Origin of the sequence: Actinocorallia sp. B10E7 (assembly GCF_039871655.1) — a bacterium.
Lineage (GTDB): Bacteria > Actinomycetota > Actinomycetes > Streptosporangiales > Streptosporangiaceae > Actinocorallia.
Genome location: NZ_JBDPLZ010000004.1, coordinates 232,139 through 247,317 on the forward strand (window position 1 = coordinate 232,139; position 15,179 = coordinate 247,317).

Here is a 15,179-nt window from a genome sequence, read left to right on the forward strand (position 1 = left end):
GGAGCCGTCAGTCCGCGCTCTGGGTGAAGTTCTCCACCCGCCAGCCGGTGGCCGCGTAGGCGTTGATCCACAGGTGCGAGGCGCCGCCCTCATAGAGGTAGTGGCAGCGGTAGGCGTACGAGGGGTCGCCCGCCTCGGAGCCGGGGTCGCAGCCCTCCACCCTGTCGACGGCCGGGGCGGGCAGCGCGAAGACCTTCTCCACCGTGTTCGGGCCCGCGGCCTGCAGCGCGGCGCCGCGGTCACCCTTGCGCCAGGCGGTGATGAGATGGTCGGCGGCCTGCTGGGCGCTGCCGAAGGTGATCGGCGCGGGAGCCTGCGAGGGCGCGGCGGGAGCCTGGGAGGGTGAGACGCCCGTCTGGGGCGGGATCCCCGCGCTCGGCGGCGCGGAGGGGGAGTCCGAGGGGGCGGTGGCCGTGGCGGGCGGCGTCGGGGACGCCGCGGGCTTGTCGTCGGAGGTGCAGCCGGTCAGCAGGACCAGGCCGGCGGCGGCGGCGAGCACGAGGGCACGGGACACGGGAGCTCTCCTCTTCCAGCGGTTGTTACGCCCAGTGGGACGCCCTTTCGCCCGCCGGGGTTCAGATCAGGATCCGGTCGAGGTCGAAGCGGACCGGGCGCTCCAGCTGCCCGTACCCGCAGGACTCGGGGGTGCGGTCGGTCCGCCAGCGCCGGAACTGCGCGTTGTGCCGGAAACGCAGGCCCTCCAGGTGGTCGTAGGCCACCTCGCAGACCAGTTCGGGGCGCAGCGGCACCCAGGACTGGTCCTTCTTGCCGCTCCAGCGGGAGATCGCGCCCGGCATGCGCTCGTCCTCCCGCTGGGTGGCCCAGGACGCCCAGGGATGGCCGGAGATGTCGTCCATCCGGTAGGGCGCCAGCACCTCCACCAGGTCACGGCGCCGCTCCATCGGGAACGAGGTGACAGCCCCCACGAACTGCAGCCCGTTCTCGTTCCACAGGCCCAGCAGCAGCGAGCCGACGACGGGGCCGCTCTTGTGCCACCGGTACCCGGCCACCACGCAGTCGGCGGTCCGCTCGTGCTTGACCTTGAACATCGTCCGTCTGCCGGGCGTGTAGGGGGCGTCCGCGGGTTTGGCGATCACCCCGTCCAGGCCCGCCCCCTCGAACCGTTCGAACCACCGGAGGGCCTCCTCGCGGGAGGTGGTGACCGAGGTGAGGTGCACCGGAGGCCGCGCCCCGCCCAGCGCCCGCACCAGCCGGTCCCGCCGCTCGGAGAAGGGGGCGTCCGTGAACGCCTCGCCGTCCAGGGCCAGCAGGTCGAAGGCCACGTAGGAGGCGGGGATCTCCCGCGACAGCAGCCTGATCCGCGACTCGGCGGGGTGGATGCGCTGGGAGAGGGCGTCGAAGTCCAGCCTGCCGCCCCTGCGGATGATCACCTCGCCGTCGACCACGCACCGCTCGGGCAGCTCCCGGCGCAGGACCTCCACCAGTTCGGGGAAGTACCGGGTGAGCGGCAGCTCGCCCCGGCTGGACAGCTCGACCTCGTCGCCGTCGCGGAAGACGACGCACCGGAACCCGTCGAACTTGGGCTCGTAGAAGAAGTCGCCCTCGGGCAGGGTCTTCACGGCCCTGGCCAGCATCGGCGCGACGGGCGGGCTGAGCGGCAGGTCCATGAGCCCAAGATAACCGGGAGCGACATCGCGGTAACCTGGGGCAATGAGGCGTCTCCTGCCAGAGCCCGCGGCCGAGGTCGATCCGTACGAGGAGTACCGGGTGGTCGGCCCGTGGCTGAGAGTGGGCATGGTCGCCAGCCTCGACGGCTCGGTCACCGATGAGGAGCGCTGGTCCAACCGGCTGGGCGGCAAGGCCGACCAGCGGGTCTTCCGCACCCTGCGGGCCCTGGCCGACGGGATCGTGGTCGGCGCGGGGACCGTGCGGACCGGCAGGCTCGGCCCGGCCCGGCTGCCCGCGGAGCTGGCCGCGAGGCGGGGACGCCCGCCGGCCCCGATCATCGTGGTCAGCCGCTCCCTCGACCTGGACTTCGGGGCGCCGCTGTTCACCGAGAGCGAGCCGATCCTGGTGACGTCCGACGACGCCAGGCCGCCGGCCCATGTGCGGGTCGTCTCCGCGGGGGAGGGCGACATCGACCTTCCGCTGGCGCTGCACCGGCTCCAGGGCGAGCACGGGTTCCAGCACCTGCTGTGCGAGGGCGGCCCGGCGCTGGCGACGGCCCTGCTGGAGGAGGACCTCGTCGACGAGCTGTGCGTCAACATCGCGCCGACCCTCATCGGATCGCGGCACCACACGCGCATGGTCTGCGACCTGGAACGCCGCGAGCTCTCCCTCGACTCCGTCTACACCGACGAGGGCGTGCTCTTCCTCAGATATCTGACGAACCGTCCGCGCCCATGAGCCGGCGGCCCCTGCGCCGCGCCCACCAGGCGAGCGCGGCGGTGCCCAGGAGCAGCCACGGGACACCGCCCCACCCGGGCCCGGGACGGGCGGACAGCACCGGCCAGGCCACGACGAGCAGACCGAGGAAGCCGGAGGCGTGCCAGGCGAGCATCTGCAGGGGCGCGCTGTTGCCGAACGGGGTGTCGAAGCCGAGCGTCAGGTGGGAGGGCAGCACGCCCCGGTAGATCCCGGCCAGCGCCGCGGCGGCGGCAGCGGGCAGGGACGCCAGTGCCCAGAGCATTCCCGGCGACGGCCCGTCGAGGACCGTGAGGACGGCGCACCACGCCAGGCCCGCCAGGAGCACGGCGAGCAGCGGGCTCACCCCGTGGGCGAGCGCCAGCCTGCCCGGCGGCAGGAGGAAGTAGCGGGCGCGTCCCGGATCGGACGTGTACGCCCGTGCCCCGCCCATGAGCCCGCCGACCGCCAGGTACGCGCAGAGCGGGACGGCGAGGGCGAGCACCGTCCGCAGGGAGACGGGCAGCTCCAGGTCGGTCCGGGCGCACAGGAGCACGAGGCCGGTGAGGAGGAGGGCGCGGGTGAAAGCCGGGCCGTCGCGCAGGATGCCCTGCAGATCACGCCAGGGGACGAGCAGCCGGGGGTCCTTCGGAGGCCGCAACCCCCTGCGGGCGGAGAAGTCCGCGTTCCGTGCGTCGCCGAGCGTGGCACGGAACCAGTTCGCCTCGGTGAGCCACAGCCCGGCACGGACCCCCGACGCGAGGTGCGCGCCGGTACGCAGCCGCCGCGGATCGAGCGAGGGCAGCAGCCTCACGCCCGTGACAGCCGCGGCCGTCGTGAGCGCCGCGAGCAGGGACATGGCCGTCGCCTGCCGCCCGGACCCCAGGATCAGCAGGCTCGCCCAGCCCCATGGCCCCGACCACAGGACGGGCTCGACCGCGTCCGCCGGTATCCGTCCCGTCCAGACGAGCACCGTCAGGACCAGCAGGAAGAACAGCAGCAGGTGGAAGAAGGGCCGAATCCTGTCGGCGAGACCGTCTTGGCGGGTGATGAGGACACCGGTGCCCGAACCGAGCACTCCCAGCAGAGCCCCCGTGGCGGCGGCCCGGGCGAGCGCCGCGCCGGCGTCGTCGGGCATGGGCGGCACGGTCCGCCACAGGAAAACCGACAGCAGGCAGCATCCGGCCGACCAGAGCGCGGCCGACGACAGGGCCGCGCGCAGCAGCGCGGGCCTCAGGAACGCCTCCCTGGGAAGAGGCAGGGGCAGCACCCAGTCGATGAACGGCACGGAGAGCCGCACGGGTCCGCGCAGAACCGCGTCCTGGAGAACGGCCCACAGCCCGACGAGCACCACCGCGGTCAGGACGAGGGGAAGGACCAGGGGGATCTGGGCGGGGAGTTCCGGCGGCGACGCGGGCGCCCGGAGCGCGTCCCGAAGCGTCACCGCCGCGGGAGGGACCACCAGCGCGGCGGCCAGCAGGAGGAAGTACACCCGGTATGCGGACTCGCCTCGCCCTCGGGCTCCTCGCCCGCGCCGGACCAGGCGGAGGACCTCTCGAGTCCTGGCGCGGACGGCCTCAGCCATCCGCGGGGCCGCCCTTCTCGCCGACCTTCACCACCCGGTCGGCCACGGCCCGCACCAGTTCCCCGCTGTGGGAGGCGAAGAGGACCGCCGTCCCGGAACGTTTCCCGGCCGCGAGGACCTCGGCCAGCCAGGCCCGCGCGGAGTCGTCCAGATGCCGCTCGGGCTCGTCCAGGACGAGTAGTTCGGGTTCCGGCGGAAGGAGCATCGCTGCGAGTGCCATCAGCTGCCGCAGCCCGCTGCTCAGCTTGTACGGGCTGAGGTCGCGATGCCCGGCCAGACGGCACTCCTCCAGCACCTCGTCGACCCGCCCGTCCGCGGCCCGGCCCAGCCCGTACCCCACCGCGACCAGCATCAGGTGCTCACGAACGCTCAGGTCGGGAAAGTAACTCACCTCGTCGAGCACCAGCACCCGCCGCCTGAACTCCGGATCGTGCGGCCGCGGCGTCCCTCCCAGGACCCGCGTCGTTCCCTCGTCGGCCCGGTCGACCCCGGTGGCGACCCGCAGCAGGGTCGATTTGCCGGAGCCGTTGGGGCCGGTCAGGGCGACGCCCTCGCCGGGGGCGAGCGCGAGGCTCACCGGTCCGATGACACGACCGCCCCCGTAGGTCCGGACGACCCCGTCGAATTCGACGACCACGCGGATCATGGTATCCGCGCGCGTCGTCCGGCGAGTGAATGACGAACCGGCTCAAACCGTGATCATCTGGCCATCACAGGTCATCTCTGGATCTTGAGGTCAAGTTCCTTGATCATGGATCTTCGTTATGACACTTCCGCACAGTGTGTAAAGGAGTTACCTCGTGTTCAAGGCGTCATTCGCCTCGGCCGTCTCCCTGGTGCTGGCACTGGGCCTCAGCGCTCCGGCAGAGGCCGCGGGCTCCCCCTTTGCGGACAACGCCGGCAAGGCGGTGGCCAAGGTCGACTCCGGACTCAAGCCGAGTGAGAGCGACACACTGGAGAGCCGGTCCGTCCTGGACCCGAAGCAGAAGATCAAAGAGGATTCCGCGACATTCCGGGCGGACGGCAAGGTCGTCGTCGTCCTGCGCGCGGTGGGGGCGGTGGCCCCGGTGAGCGGGGACACGGTGGTGGGCCGGGCCGTGCAGAGGAAGAAGGTCAAACGGGCCCGCGCCGGCACCCGCAAGGTCCTGATCTACACCACGGGTGAGAAGGGGAACCCGGGACTGACCATCGCCGCCTGGAGCGAGCGGACCGGAGTGAACTACCAGATCGTCTCCCGGGGGCCGGTCTCCCGGGGCGAACTGCTCAAGCTGGTCGAGGCGCTGCCCGCCGACGGCGTCCAGGCCTCCCGCAAGGCACGGCGGGCCATCAGGTCCGCTCCGCCGGCCAGGCGGCGGTCCGAGCCGACCCAGCGCTCCACCAACAGCCTGTTCGTGGACGGCGCGGGTGCTCCCGATGACGACCTCGGAGACGAGGCGAACCTGTGCAACGGCTGCTCCTACTCCTACAGCAACTACGTCTGGATGTGGCAGCGGATCCTGATGGCCGACGCCTACCTGCAGGGAAGCCTCGACTGCTCCTTCGGTTCGCTGACCGCCTCCAGCACCCGGAACTGGCAGAGCGGGCATGGACTCTCCGCGGACGGGATCGTGGGTTGGAACACGCGGACCAAGGCGGACAACTACATCACGGACATGGGCGGGACCACCGTCCGCTACACGGGCCTCTTGCAGAACGTCCGCTTCGACCGGCTCACCAGCAACGCCTACTACTACAACTCGACGCGGATCAACTACACCAACGCCTCCCTCTGCTGAGACCGCGGTGAACCCGTGAGGCTCGAGAGTCTCACGGGTCCTGGTGACAACCTTCCGACCGCGGCGATCGTGTAGTGGGTGTCGAACCGGCGGAAGGAGGGCGTGTGGACGAGGTCGAGGCCGACTTCACGAGGTTCGTGCGGGAGCGCGGAGCGGGACTGCTCCGGTTCGCCACCGCGCTCACCGGCGACCGGCACCAGGCCGAGGACCTCCTCCAGGCCGTCCTGGAACGGACCTACTCCCGCTGGACGAAGATCTCCCGGCGCGGCGATCCGGAATGGTACGTGCGCAGGTCGATCGTCAACGCGGCCAAGGACGGATGGCGTGGCGAGAGCCGCAAGAACGCGGCGCTCGAACGGCTGGGCGCCGAGGACGAGGCCGTCTGCCTGCCGTTCGACGACTATGTGATGCGGGACGCGCTGCGCAGGGCGCTGCGCGGACTGGCTCCGGGGCAGCGCACCGTGGTGGTGCTCCGGTACTGGGAGGGGCTCAGCGAGGCCGAGGCCGCCGCACTGATGGGCGTCTCGGTCGGCACGGTCAAGAGCCAGACACACCGTGCCATGAAAGCGCTGCGGATCTCGCTGGAACTGAAGGACGAAGCCGCCGTCGAGCCGGCCGGGAGGTCGCTGTGAGCTCTGACGAACCTCTCGAGTCCATGATCAAGGCTTGCGTGGACCATGAGGTCCTCGACGTGGCGCTGCCGCCCGGGTTCGCCGAGCGCGTCACCGGGAGAGCGCGCGAGAAAAGGCGCCCGAGGCGGCTCCAGTGGCCCATCGGCCTGGCGGTACTGGCCACGGCGGCCACCCTCGTGAGCGTGGAGGCCTCGCTCCAGCTCCAGCCCGCCGACGACCACGTCACCGCGCCCGCCGGGCCCGCCACGCCCGCGGCCGGGCCCCGGGCGCTCGACGGCCGGGTGACCGTCACGTCGCTGCCGCTGGGCGCGACGATCTCCGGACAGGCCGAGACCGATCCGCGTGGCGACCGCTTCATCTGGAGGACCGACTATCGCTGGAGCCATGGGGGAGGCTTCGCGGCGATCAGCGTGTTCAGCGGAAACGTCACGATCGACGGCATCGCCGCGGAGTACCGGATCGCCCAGGACCCGGCCGAACGGGTGCGGGTGCCCGTGTCCAGAGGAGAGGCGATGGTCTGGACGCACGACCGGCACCACGTGATCCTCCAGCCGGAGCCCGGGCTGGTCGTCTATGTCGTGACGTCGGGGCTCAGCCGCGAGCGTGCGGTGCGGATAGCGGAGGGGGTGAGAGTCGGATGATCAGCAGGATCCACTTCGGATGCCGGTAGAAGACCGCCGCCTACGCAGACCTGCCGCCTCCCCGCGCCGGATGACCGGAGCAAGGGAGGCGGCAGGTCGGCGTCAGGGGCCGTGACGCGGTTCGGACGGTCAGGACTGCGGGGCCTGGGCCGTGGCCAGGTTGGCCATGAAGAGCGTGGTGCAGCCGTCGACGAGCTCCTCGCGGGTGGAGACCAGGTCGCCTTGGAGCCAGGCGGTGAGGGCGTCGGCGAAGCCGCCGACGATGAAGCGGGCGGCCAGCATCAGGGCCGGAGAGGCCTCGTGGCCGGCGGCCCGGCCCGACATCAGGTCGGTGAACATGTGCGAGGTGTCGAGCCTGCGCCGCATCAGGGCGGGGCTGGCCATCGCCTCGGCCAGCACCAGCCTGCCCTTGCGCGGGTCGTCGCCGAAGTGGTGCACGATGGTGGTGATCACCGCGTGGACCCGGGCCCGGGTGTCCTTGGGCGCGTCGAGCAGGGCGGTGACCGAGGCCTCCCGCAGTTCGGCGACGACCGCGTCGTAGACCTCGATGACGAGAGTGTCGAGGTCGGTGAAGCTCTCGTAGAAGTACCGGGGGGTGAGCTTCGCCTGCTCGATCACCCCCCGGACCGTGGTGCCGTGCAGCCCCGCGGTCCCCAGCAGTTCGAGACCGGCCTCCATGAGGCGGGCACGGCGCTCGGCCACCCGGGCCTCAGCGCTCGCGCCGCCGTAGGAACGTCGTCGCCTTGGTCCGGAATCCATCCTCACATCCTGACAGAAACTTTGTGCAAAATGAGTGGGCGGACGGCGGGGGACCGGCGGATCGGAGCCCGCGCTAGAGGATCGCGCCCGGAGAGTAGGACGCGGCCTCCGGGTGGCGCTTGACCAGCTCGTCCACCCGGGAGACGACCGCGCTCACCTGGGACGCCGCGGCGCCGGTGAAGGACAGCCGGTCGGCCATCAGCGCGTCGAGCGCGGCGCGGTCCAGCGGCAGCCGCTCGTCGGCGGCGAGCCTGTCCAGCAGCTGGTTGTCCGCGGTGCCCTGCTCGCGCATCGCCAGCGCCGAGGCCACGGCGTGCTCCTTGATGACCTCGTGCGCCTCCTCGCGGCCGACTCCTGCCTTGACGGCGGCCATCAGCACCTTGGTGGTGGCCAGGAACGGCAGGTACCGGTCGAGTTCGCGGGAGGCGACGGCGGGGAAGGCGCCGAACTCCTCCAGGACGGTCAGGAACGTCTCGATCAGGCCGTCCACGGCGAAGAACGCGTCGGGCAGGGCGACCCGGCGCACCACCGAGCAGGAGACGTCGCCCTCGTTCCACTGGTCGCCCGCGAGCTCGGCCGTCATCGAGGCGTAGCCCCGCAGGATCACCATGAAGCCGTTGACCCGCTCGCAGGAGCGGGTGTTCATCTTGTGCGGCATCGCCGAGGAGCCGACCTGCCCCTCCTTGAAGCCCTCGGTGACCAGCTCGTGCCCGGCCATCAGCCGGATCGTCTTGGCCAGCGACGACGGTCCCGCAGCCACCTGCACCAGCGCGGAGAGCACGTCGTAGTCCAGCGAGCGCGGGTAGACCTGGCCGACGCTGGTGAAGGCGGTGCCGAAGCCCAGGTGCTCGCTGACCCGCTGCTCCAGCTCCGCGAGCTTGCCGGAGTCCCCGCCGAGGAGGTCCAGCATGTCCTGCGCGGTGCCGACCGGGCCCTTGATGCCGCGCAGCGGGTACCGCGCGATGAGCTCCTCCAGCCGCGCGAACGCCACCAGAATCTCGTCGGCCGCGCCCGCGAACCGCTTGCCCAGCGTGGTGGCCTGCGCCGCGACGTTGTGGGAGCGGCCCGCCATCACCAGCTCGGAGTACTGGGAGGCCAGCGACCCCAGCCGCGCCAGCACCGCGACGAGCCGGTCGCGCACGTGCTCCAGGCTGAGGCGGATCTGCAGCTGCTCGACGTTCTCGGTGAGGTCGCGCGAGGTCATGCCCTTGTGCACGTGCTCGTGCCCGGCCAGCGCGTTGAACTCCTCGATCCGCGCCTTGACGTCGTGCCGGGTGACCTTCTCCCGCTCGGCGATCGAGTAGAGGTCGACGTCCTCCAGCACCCGCTCGTAGTCGGCGAGGGCCTGTTCGGGCACCTCGATCCCGAGGGCCGCCTGGGCGCGCAGCACGGCCAGCCACAGCCGCCGCTCCAGCACGACTTTCTGCTCCGGCGACCAGAGCGCGGCCAGCTCCGGCGAGGCGTACCGGCCGGCGAGGACATTGGGGATACGAGGCTTGACAGTCACGTTCCCCGATCCTATCCCGCCAGCTCAGCCCCGCCGGAGCCAGGTCCCGGCACGGAGGGTCAGGCCGCGTCGCCCTGGAGGACGGTGCGGGCCAGGCGGGCGCGGTGCCAGGCCGGGGTGCCGAACAGCTGGGCCGCGCTGTGGGCGCGCTTGAAGTACAGGTGGGCCTGGTGCTCCCAGGTGAAGCCGATGCCGCCGTGGAGCTGGATGGTCTCGGCGGCGCACGTCTGGAAGGCCTCGGCGCAGTAGGACTGGGCCATGGCGGCGCGCTCGGCCGCGTCCGGGGCGTTCTCGGCCAGGGCGCGGGCGGCGTCGTGGCTGAGGGAGCGGGAGGACTCCACCAGGACGTACATGTCGGCGAGGCGGTGCTTGATCGCCTGGAAGGAGCCGATGACGCGGCCGAACTGCTCGCGGGTCTTGACGTACTCCAGGGTGAGCTCCAGGCACCGCTCGGCGCCGCCGAGCTGCTCGGCGCTCAGAGCCGTCGCGGCCACCGCGAGCAGGCGCTCCAGGACCGCCTCGCCGTCGGCGCTGAGCAGGGTGGCGGGGGCGCCGTCGAAGGTCACGCGGGCCTGGGGCCGGGTCTGGTCCATCGGGACGAGGGACTCGACGGACGCCGCGGACGCCTCGACCTCGAAGAGCGCGAGGGAGCCGTCCAGCAGGGCCGGGACGAGGAAGAAGCCCGCCTCGGCGCCGTCCAGCACGTGCTCCTTCACGCCGTGCAGCCTGCCGTCGCGGACCTCGGCGCGGAGGGCGGCCGGGTCCCAGGAGCCCCGCTCGGCCCAGGCGAGCGCGCCGGTGACGGAGCCTTCGGCGAGGTCGGGCAGCCGGTCGTGCGCGCCCGCGGCCAGCAGCGCCTGCGGCACCAGGACGGCCGAGCTCAGGTAGGGCACGGGCGAGACGGCGCGGCCCAGCTCCTCGCAGACGATGTGGGTCTCGGCGAGGGTGCAGCCGATGCCGCCGTGCTCCTCGGGGATGGCCAGGCCGAACGCGCCGAGCTGCTCGGCCAGGATCGCGGCGGCGTCGTCGCGCTGCAGGGCCGAACGCACCGTGGCGCGGAGTTCTTCCCGCTCGTCGGGGGTCATGGACGTCCTCCAGTGGTCTTCGGTGGGGCTTGGGGGCGTGTCACTTGACCCGGGCACGCAGTTCGGGCTTGACGACCTTGCCTCCGGGGTTGCGGGGCAGGGCGTCCACGACGTGGAAGTGCCGGGGCACCTTGAAGTTGGCCAGCCGCTCGCGCAGCCAGGCGGTCAGCTCGGCGTCCTCGACGGGGGCGCGGGTGACGAGGAAGGCGGCGCCGACCTCGCCGAGCCGCTCGTCGGGCACGCCGATCACCGCCGCCTCGACGACGGCCGGGTGGGTGACGAGCACGTTCTCGATCTCGGCGGGGTAGGCGTTGAAGCCGCCGACGACGAACATGTCCTTGAGCCGGTCGGTGATCGTCAGGTATCCGCGTTCGTCCAGGACGCCGATGTCGCCGGTGTGCAGCCAGCCGTCGGGGTCGATCGCCTCGGCGGTGGCCGCGGGGTCGTCGAGGTAGCCCCGCATGACGTTGTAGCCGCGCACGCAGATCTCTCCGCGCTCGGAGATGCGGATCTCGGTGCCGGGGATCGCGGGCCCGGTGGTGGTCGCGACGGTCTGCGCGTCGGAGTCCGGCGGGCACATGGAGACGACGCCGCACTCGGTCAGCCCGTAGGCGGTGAGGATGGAGGGGATGCGCAGGTCCTCCCGCATACGGCGGACGAGGTCCTCGGGCACGTTCGCGGCGCCGGTGACGGCGATGCGCAGGGAGTGCCGGAGTTCGCGGGAGTGCTCCAGCAGGGAGAAGAAGATGGTCGGCGCCCCGGCCAGGACGGTGATGCCCTCGTTCGCGAGCCGGTCGAGCACGACGTCGAGGTCGAAGACGGGCTCGGGCACCATCGTCGTGCCGCTCAGCATGCAGACGAAGATGCCCGCCTTGTAGCCGAAGGTGTGGAAGAACGGGTTGATCAGCAGGTAGCGGTCGCCCGGGCGCAGGCCCACGACCTCGGCCCACACCTTGAAGGTCCGCATGTTCTGCTGGTGGGAGCTGAGCACGCCCTTGGGGCGTCCCGTCGTGCCGGAGGTGAAGATGATGTCGCAGATGTCGTCGGGGGAGACCTCGGGCAGCGGCTCGGATTCCGCTGAGCAGGACAGGGCGTAGTCGTCGACCATCACGGTCTGCTTCAGGTCGGGCAGGTCCTCGCCCTTGAGTAGTTCGGGGTAGTCCACGCCGAGGAAGCCGGTGACGGTGTAGAGCGCGACGGCCTTGGAGCGGCGCAGGATGTCGGCGGCCTCCGGGCCCTTGTACCGGGTGTTGAGGGGGATGAGGGTGGCGCCCGCCAGGGACAGGCCGAGGGCCTGGACGATCCAGTGCCGGCTGTTGGGGGCCCAGAGGCCGACCCGGTCGCCGGGGCGGATGCCGCGCGAGGCCGCGGCGCGGGCGGCGCGCCGGATCTCGGCGGCGAGTTCGGCGAACGTCCAGCGGACCTCGCCGTCCACGAGGGCCTCGCGATCGCCGTGGGTGGCGGCGGCGTACTCGACGAGCGCCGGGACCGTGTTCGGAACCATCCGGCCTTCTCTCCTTCGTCCGATGTGTCCCGATCACGGGACACGCGGGTGTGCCTGATCGGATGCCGCTATATGACAGGGACGCGCACGCCGGGGGCAACGCCGGTCCCGTGGAGTGGGATCGTAGCCGATTCTTTCTAACAACTGTTTGGTAGAGTTCGCGGTATGAACGAAACGCCCGAGGACAAGGCCTTCCGCGAAGAGGTGCGCGCCTGGCTCGCCGAGCACCTGAACGGCGACTTCGCCCACGCCCGTGGGCTGGGCGGCTCCGGACGCGAGCACGAGGCCTTCGAGATCCGGTTGGAGTGGGAGCGCCACATGGCCGCCCACGGCTGGACGTGCGTGGGCTGGCCCGTGGAGTACGGAGGCCGGGGCGCCTCGGTCGAGCAGCAGGTGATCTTCCACGAGGAGTACGCGCTGGCCAACGGCCCCGGGCGCGTCAACCACATCGGCGAGAACCTCATCGGCCCGACGATCATCGCCTACGGCACCGAGGAGCAGAAGAAGCGTTTCCTCCCGCCGATCGTGGCCGCCACCGAACTGTGGTGCCAGGGCTACTCCGAGCCCAACGCCGGCTCCGACCTGGCCAACGTGCAGACCAAGGCCGTCCTCGACGGCGACGTCTGGAAGGTCTCCGGCCAGAAGGTCTGGACGTCGCTGGCGATGGAGGCCGACTGGTGCTTCGTGGTCTGCCGCAGCGAGCCCGGCTCGTCCCGGCACCACGGCCTGTCCTACCTGCTGGTCCCGATGGACCAGGCCGGCGTGGAGATCCGGCCGATCGTCCAGATCACCGGCACCAGCGAGTTCAACGAGGTCTTCTTCGACGACGCCGTCACGGACGCGTCCCACATCATCGGCGCGCCCGGCGAGGGCTGGAAGATCGCGATGGCCACGCTCGGCTTCGAGCGCGGCGTCGCCACCCTCGGCCAGCAGGTCGGGTTCCGCCGCGAGTTCGAGGGCGTCGCCGAACTGGCCCGCAAGACCGGCGCCGTCGACGACCCGCTGCTGCGCGACCGGCTCACCCGCTCCTACATCGAACTGGAGGCGATGCGCCTCAACGCCGTCCGGATCATGGAGGGCGTCGCGGCCGGCGCGCCCGGCCCCGAATCGTCGATCTCCAAGCTGGTGTGGGGCACCTGGCACCGCGAGCTCGGCGAGATCGCCATGGAGGTCCTGGGCGCCGCGGGCATGCTCGCCCAAGGTGAGCCCTACGACCTCGACGACTGGCAGCGGCTGTTCCTGTTCTCCCGGTCCGACACGATCTACGCCGGGTCGAACGAGATCCAGCGCAACATCATCTCCGAGCGGGTGCTCGGCCTTCCGCGCGAGGCACGGCCGTGAGAACTTCCCCGAAGGTTCGGGCCTCCCGCGTCGGTCGGCACCGGTAGGAGTCCCATGTGCGCACGTCGGCGTGATGCCGAAGGCACCGCCGCCACGCGGGCGACGCGGAGAGCCGAGCTGCTCTCCGCGATCGCCGAGGTCTTCGCCGCCCGCGGCTACGCCGCGACCACCGTCCGGGAGGCCGCGGAGGCCGCCGGAATCCTCGGCGGCAGCCTCTACTACCACTTCGACTCCAAGGAATCGATGGTCGACGAGATCCTCTCGACGTTCCTGGACGAGATGTGGACCGACTACGAGAAGGTCCTCGCCTCGGGGCTGGACGCGACCCGGACGCTCCGGGCGCTGGTCGCGTCCTCCTTCAAGAGCATCGAACGGCACCGCGCGGCCGTCGTCATCTACCAGAACGAGTCCAAGCACCTGGTGGAGAACGAGCGGTTCGGGTACCTGACGAAGTCCCAGCACCGGTTCGAGAGCACCTGGAAGGACCTCCTGAAACAGGGCGTCGAGGAAGGCGCCTTCCGCTCGGACCTCAACACGGGGCTGATCTACCGCTTCATCCGCGACACCGTCTGGGTGGCCGCGTCCTGGTACCAGCCCGGCGGGCGGCTCGACGCCGAGGAGATCGCCCAGCAGTACCTCGCCATGGTCCTCGAAGGGATCCAGGCGAACCAGCACCCCGCGACATAAGGAGAACCCCATGGCCGAGGCCTACATCGTCGACGCCGTCCGCACCCCCGTGGGCCGCCGCGGCGGCTCGCTGTCCGGCGTGCACCCGGCCGACCTGGGCGCGTACGCCCTGAAGGCCCTGATGGAGCGGACGGGCGTCGACCCGTCCGCCGTCGAGGACGTCGTGTTCGGCTGCGTCGACAACGTCGGCCCGCAGGCCGGCGACATCGCCCGGACCGCGTGGCTGGCCGCCGGCCTGCCCGAGGAGGTCCCCGGCGTGACCATCGACCGCCAGTGCGGCTCCTCCCAGCAGGCCGTGCACTTCGCCGCCCAGGCCGTCCTGTCCGGGACGTCCGACCTCGTGGTGGCGGGCGGCGTCCAGAACATGTCGCAGATCCCGATCTCCTACGCGATGCTCGCGGGCGAGCCCCTCGGCTTCACCCAGGGCCCGTTCGTCGGCTCCAAGGGCTGGGTCGCCCGTTACGGCGACGGCGAGGTCTCCCAGTTCAACGGCGCCGAGATGATCGCCTCCCAGTGGGACCTCTCCCGCGAGGAGATGGAGGAGTTCTCCTACAACTCCCACCAGCGCGCCATCAACGCCATCGACAACGGCTACTTCTCCCGCGAGACCGTCGAGGTCGAGGGCCTCACCCAGGACGAGTGCCCCCGCCGCGACACCAGCCTGGAGAAGATGCGCGGCCTGAAGACCCTGGTCGAGGGCGGCCGCCTGACCGCCGCGGTCTCCTCCCAGATCTCCGACGGCTCCGCCGCCCTGCTGATCGCCTCGGAGGAGGCCGTCCGCACCCACGGCCTGACCCCGCGCGCCCGCATCCACCACATCAGCGCCCGCGGCGAGGACCCGATCCGCATGCTCTCCGCGCCGATCCCGGCCACGGCCTACGCCCTGAAGAAGACCGGCATGACCATCGACCAGATCGACTCGGTCGAGATCAACGAGGCGTTCGCCTCGGTCGTGCTGGCCTGGCTGAAGGACACCGGCTACGACCCCGCCAAGACCAACCCCAACGGCGGCGCCATCGCCCTCGGCCACCCCCTCGGCGCCACCGGCGCCCGCCTCATGACCACCCTGCTGCACGAGCTCGAGCGCACCGGCGGCCGCTACGGCCTCCAGACCATGTGCGAGGGCGGCGGCCAGGCCAACGTCACCATCATCGAACGCCTCTGACACAACCGGCTTGAGGAGGCGGTCCCGGCGCGGGGACCGCCTCCTCTTGTTCCTCCACCGGCCTGAGCCGCCCCCGCAGGGACGCGGGCCTTCGTGGTCTGCTCGACAGAGCGGGCGCCCGGGCGCCCGGCGGC

Annotated in this window: 15 protein-coding genes; 7 read left to right on the forward strand and 8 right to left on the reverse strand. The window is 71.5% G+C overall.

What is annotated here, in order from left to right:
- Positions 1-7: 7 nt before the first annotated feature.
- Positions 8-514 (reverse strand): hypothetical protein, encoded by a 507-nt coding sequence (locus ABGB12_RS14920; RefSeq protein ID WP_347678140.1) that lies wholly within the window; start codon positions 512-514, stop codon positions 8-10.
- Positions 515-575: 61 nt separating this feature from the next.
- Positions 576-1,628: an ATP-dependent DNA ligase gene (locus ABGB12_RS14925; protein WP_347678142.1), complete on the reverse strand. Its 1,053-nt coding sequence runs from the start codon at positions 1,626-1,628 to the stop codon at positions 576-578.
- Between the two features lie 43 nt (positions 1,629-1,671).
- Between ABGB12_RS14925 and ABGB12_RS14930 the strand changes: the two genes are divergently transcribed.
- Positions 1,672-2,367, forward strand: coding sequence for a dihydrofolate reductase family protein (locus tag ABGB12_RS14930; protein ID WP_347678144.1), 696 nt, complete (start codon positions 1,672-1,674; stop codon positions 2,365-2,367).
- Here the strand turns inward: ABGB12_RS14930 and ABGB12_RS14935 are convergent.
- Together ABGB12_RS14935 and ABGB12_RS14940 are read right to left on the reverse strand one after the other, a co-directional pair.
- Positions 2,336-3,949, reverse strand: a complete 1,614-nt coding sequence (locus ABGB12_RS14935; RefSeq protein WP_347678146.1) for a hypothetical protein — start codon at positions 3,947-3,949, stop codon at positions 2,336-2,338. The two genes, ABGB12_RS14930 and ABGB12_RS14935, sit on opposite strands and share 32 nt — an antisense overlap.
- Positions 3,942-4,586 carry an ABC transporter ATP-binding protein gene (locus ABGB12_RS14940; RefSeq protein ID WP_347678148.1) on the reverse strand — a complete coding sequence of 215 codons (645 nt, stop codon included), beginning with the start codon at positions 4,584-4,586 and terminating at the stop codon, positions 3,942-3,944. Before ABGB12_RS14940 ends, ABGB12_RS14935 begins: the two co-directional genes overlap by 8 nt.
- A 163-nt stretch (positions 4,587-4,749) precedes the next feature.
- Here ABGB12_RS14940 and ABGB12_RS14945 point away from each other — a divergent pair, with 163 nt between their 5' ends.
- From ABGB12_RS14945 to ABGB12_RS14955, 3 genes are all read left to right on the forward strand, one after another.
- Entirely contained in the window at positions 4,750-5,724 is a 975-nt protein-coding gene (locus ABGB12_RS14945; RefSeq protein ID WP_347678150.1) for a peptidoglycan-binding domain-containing protein, read from the forward strand.
- 104 nt (positions 5,725-5,828) lie between these two features.
- Complete coding sequence (locus ABGB12_RS14950) at positions 5,829-6,356, forward strand: SigE family RNA polymerase sigma factor (RefSeq protein WP_347678152.1); 528 nt, start codon at positions 5,829-5,831, stop codon at positions 6,354-6,356.
- Positions 6,353-6,997, forward strand: a complete 645-nt coding sequence (locus tag ABGB12_RS14955) for a hypothetical protein (RefSeq protein WP_347678154.1) — start codon at positions 6,353-6,355, stop codon at positions 6,995-6,997. Before ABGB12_RS14950 ends, ABGB12_RS14955 begins: the two co-directional genes overlap by 4 nt.
- 129 nt (positions 6,998-7,126) lie before the next feature.
- Here the strand turns inward: ABGB12_RS14955 and ABGB12_RS14960 are convergent, their stop codons facing one another.
- From ABGB12_RS14960 to ABGB12_RS14975, 4 genes are all read right to left on the reverse strand, one after another.
- Positions 7,127-7,756 (reverse strand): TetR family transcriptional regulator, encoded by a 630-nt coding sequence (locus ABGB12_RS14960; RefSeq protein WP_347678156.1) that lies wholly within the window; start codon positions 7,754-7,756, stop codon positions 7,127-7,129.
- 73 nt (positions 7,757-7,829) lie between these two features.
- Positions 7,830-9,263, reverse strand: coding sequence for an adenylosuccinate lyase (purB, locus tag ABGB12_RS14965; RefSeq protein ID WP_347678158.1), 1,434 nt, complete (start codon positions 9,261-9,263; stop codon positions 7,830-7,832).
- A gap of 59 nt (positions 9,264-9,322) precedes the next feature.
- Positions 9,323-10,348, reverse strand: a complete 1,026-nt coding sequence (locus ABGB12_RS14970; protein ID WP_347678160.1) for an acyl-CoA dehydrogenase family protein — start codon at positions 10,346-10,348, stop codon at positions 9,323-9,325.
- Between the two features lie 40 nt (positions 10,349-10,388).
- Positions 10,389-11,852: a FadD3 family acyl-CoA ligase gene (locus ABGB12_RS14975; protein ID WP_347678162.1), complete on the reverse strand. Its 1,464-nt coding sequence runs from the start codon at positions 11,850-11,852 to the stop codon at positions 10,389-10,391.
- Between the two features lie 165 nt (positions 11,853-12,017).
- Here ABGB12_RS14975 and ABGB12_RS14980 point away from each other — a divergent pair, with 165 nt between their 5' ends.
- From ABGB12_RS14980 to ABGB12_RS14990, 3 genes are read left to right on the forward strand one after another with little or no spacing between them, the layout of a single operon-like run.
- Positions 12,018-13,193, forward strand: coding sequence for an acyl-CoA dehydrogenase family protein (locus tag ABGB12_RS14980; protein WP_347678164.1), 1,176 nt, complete (start codon positions 12,018-12,020; stop codon positions 13,191-13,193).
- Positions 13,194-13,247: 54 nt separating this feature from the next.
- Positions 13,248-13,880, forward strand: coding sequence for a TetR/AcrR family transcriptional regulator (locus tag ABGB12_RS14985; protein WP_347678166.1), 633 nt, complete (start codon positions 13,248-13,250; stop codon positions 13,878-13,880).
- Between the two features lie 10 nt (positions 13,881-13,890).
- Positions 13,891-15,045, forward strand: a complete 1,155-nt coding sequence (locus tag ABGB12_RS14990; protein ID WP_347678168.1) for an acetyl-CoA C-acetyltransferase — start codon at positions 13,891-13,893, stop codon at positions 15,043-15,045.
- Positions 15,046-15,179: the final 134 nt, after the last annotated feature.

Coding starts and splice junctions, on each gene's coding strand:
- ABGB12_RS14975 (WP_347678162.1), bottom strand. CDS start 11,852: ATGGTTCCGAACACGGTCCCGGCGCTCGTCGAGTACGCCGCCGCCACC.
- ABGB12_RS14970 (WP_347678160.1), bottom strand. CDS start 10,348: ATGACCCCCGACGAGCGGGAAGAACTCCGCGCCACGGTGCGTTCGGCC.
- ABGB12_RS14985 (WP_347678166.1), top strand. CDS start 13,248: ATGTGCGCACGTCGGCGTGATGCCGAAGGCACCGCCGCCACGCGGGCG.
- ABGB12_RS14990 (WP_347678168.1), top strand. CDS start 13,891: ATGGCCGAGGCCTACATCGTCGACGCCGTCCGCACCCCCGTGGGCCGC.
- ABGB12_RS14930 (WP_347678144.1), top strand. CDS start 1,672: ATGAGGCGTCTCCTGCCAGAGCCCGCGGCCGAGGTCGATCCGTACGAG.
- ABGB12_RS14935 (WP_347678146.1), bottom strand. CDS start 3,949: ATGGCTGAGGCCGTCCGCGCCAGGACTCGAGAGGTCCTCCGCCTGGTC.
- ABGB12_RS14960 (WP_347678156.1), bottom strand. CDS start 7,756: ATGGATTCCGGACCAAGGCGACGACGTTCCTACGGCGGCGCGAGCGCT.
- ABGB12_RS14980 (WP_347678164.1), top strand. CDS start 12,018: ATGAACGAAACGCCCGAGGACAAGGCCTTCCGCGAAGAGGTGCGCGCC.
- ABGB12_RS14925 (WP_347678142.1), bottom strand. CDS start 1,628: ATGGACCTGCCGCTCAGCCCGCCCGTCGCGCCGATGCTGGCCAGGGCC.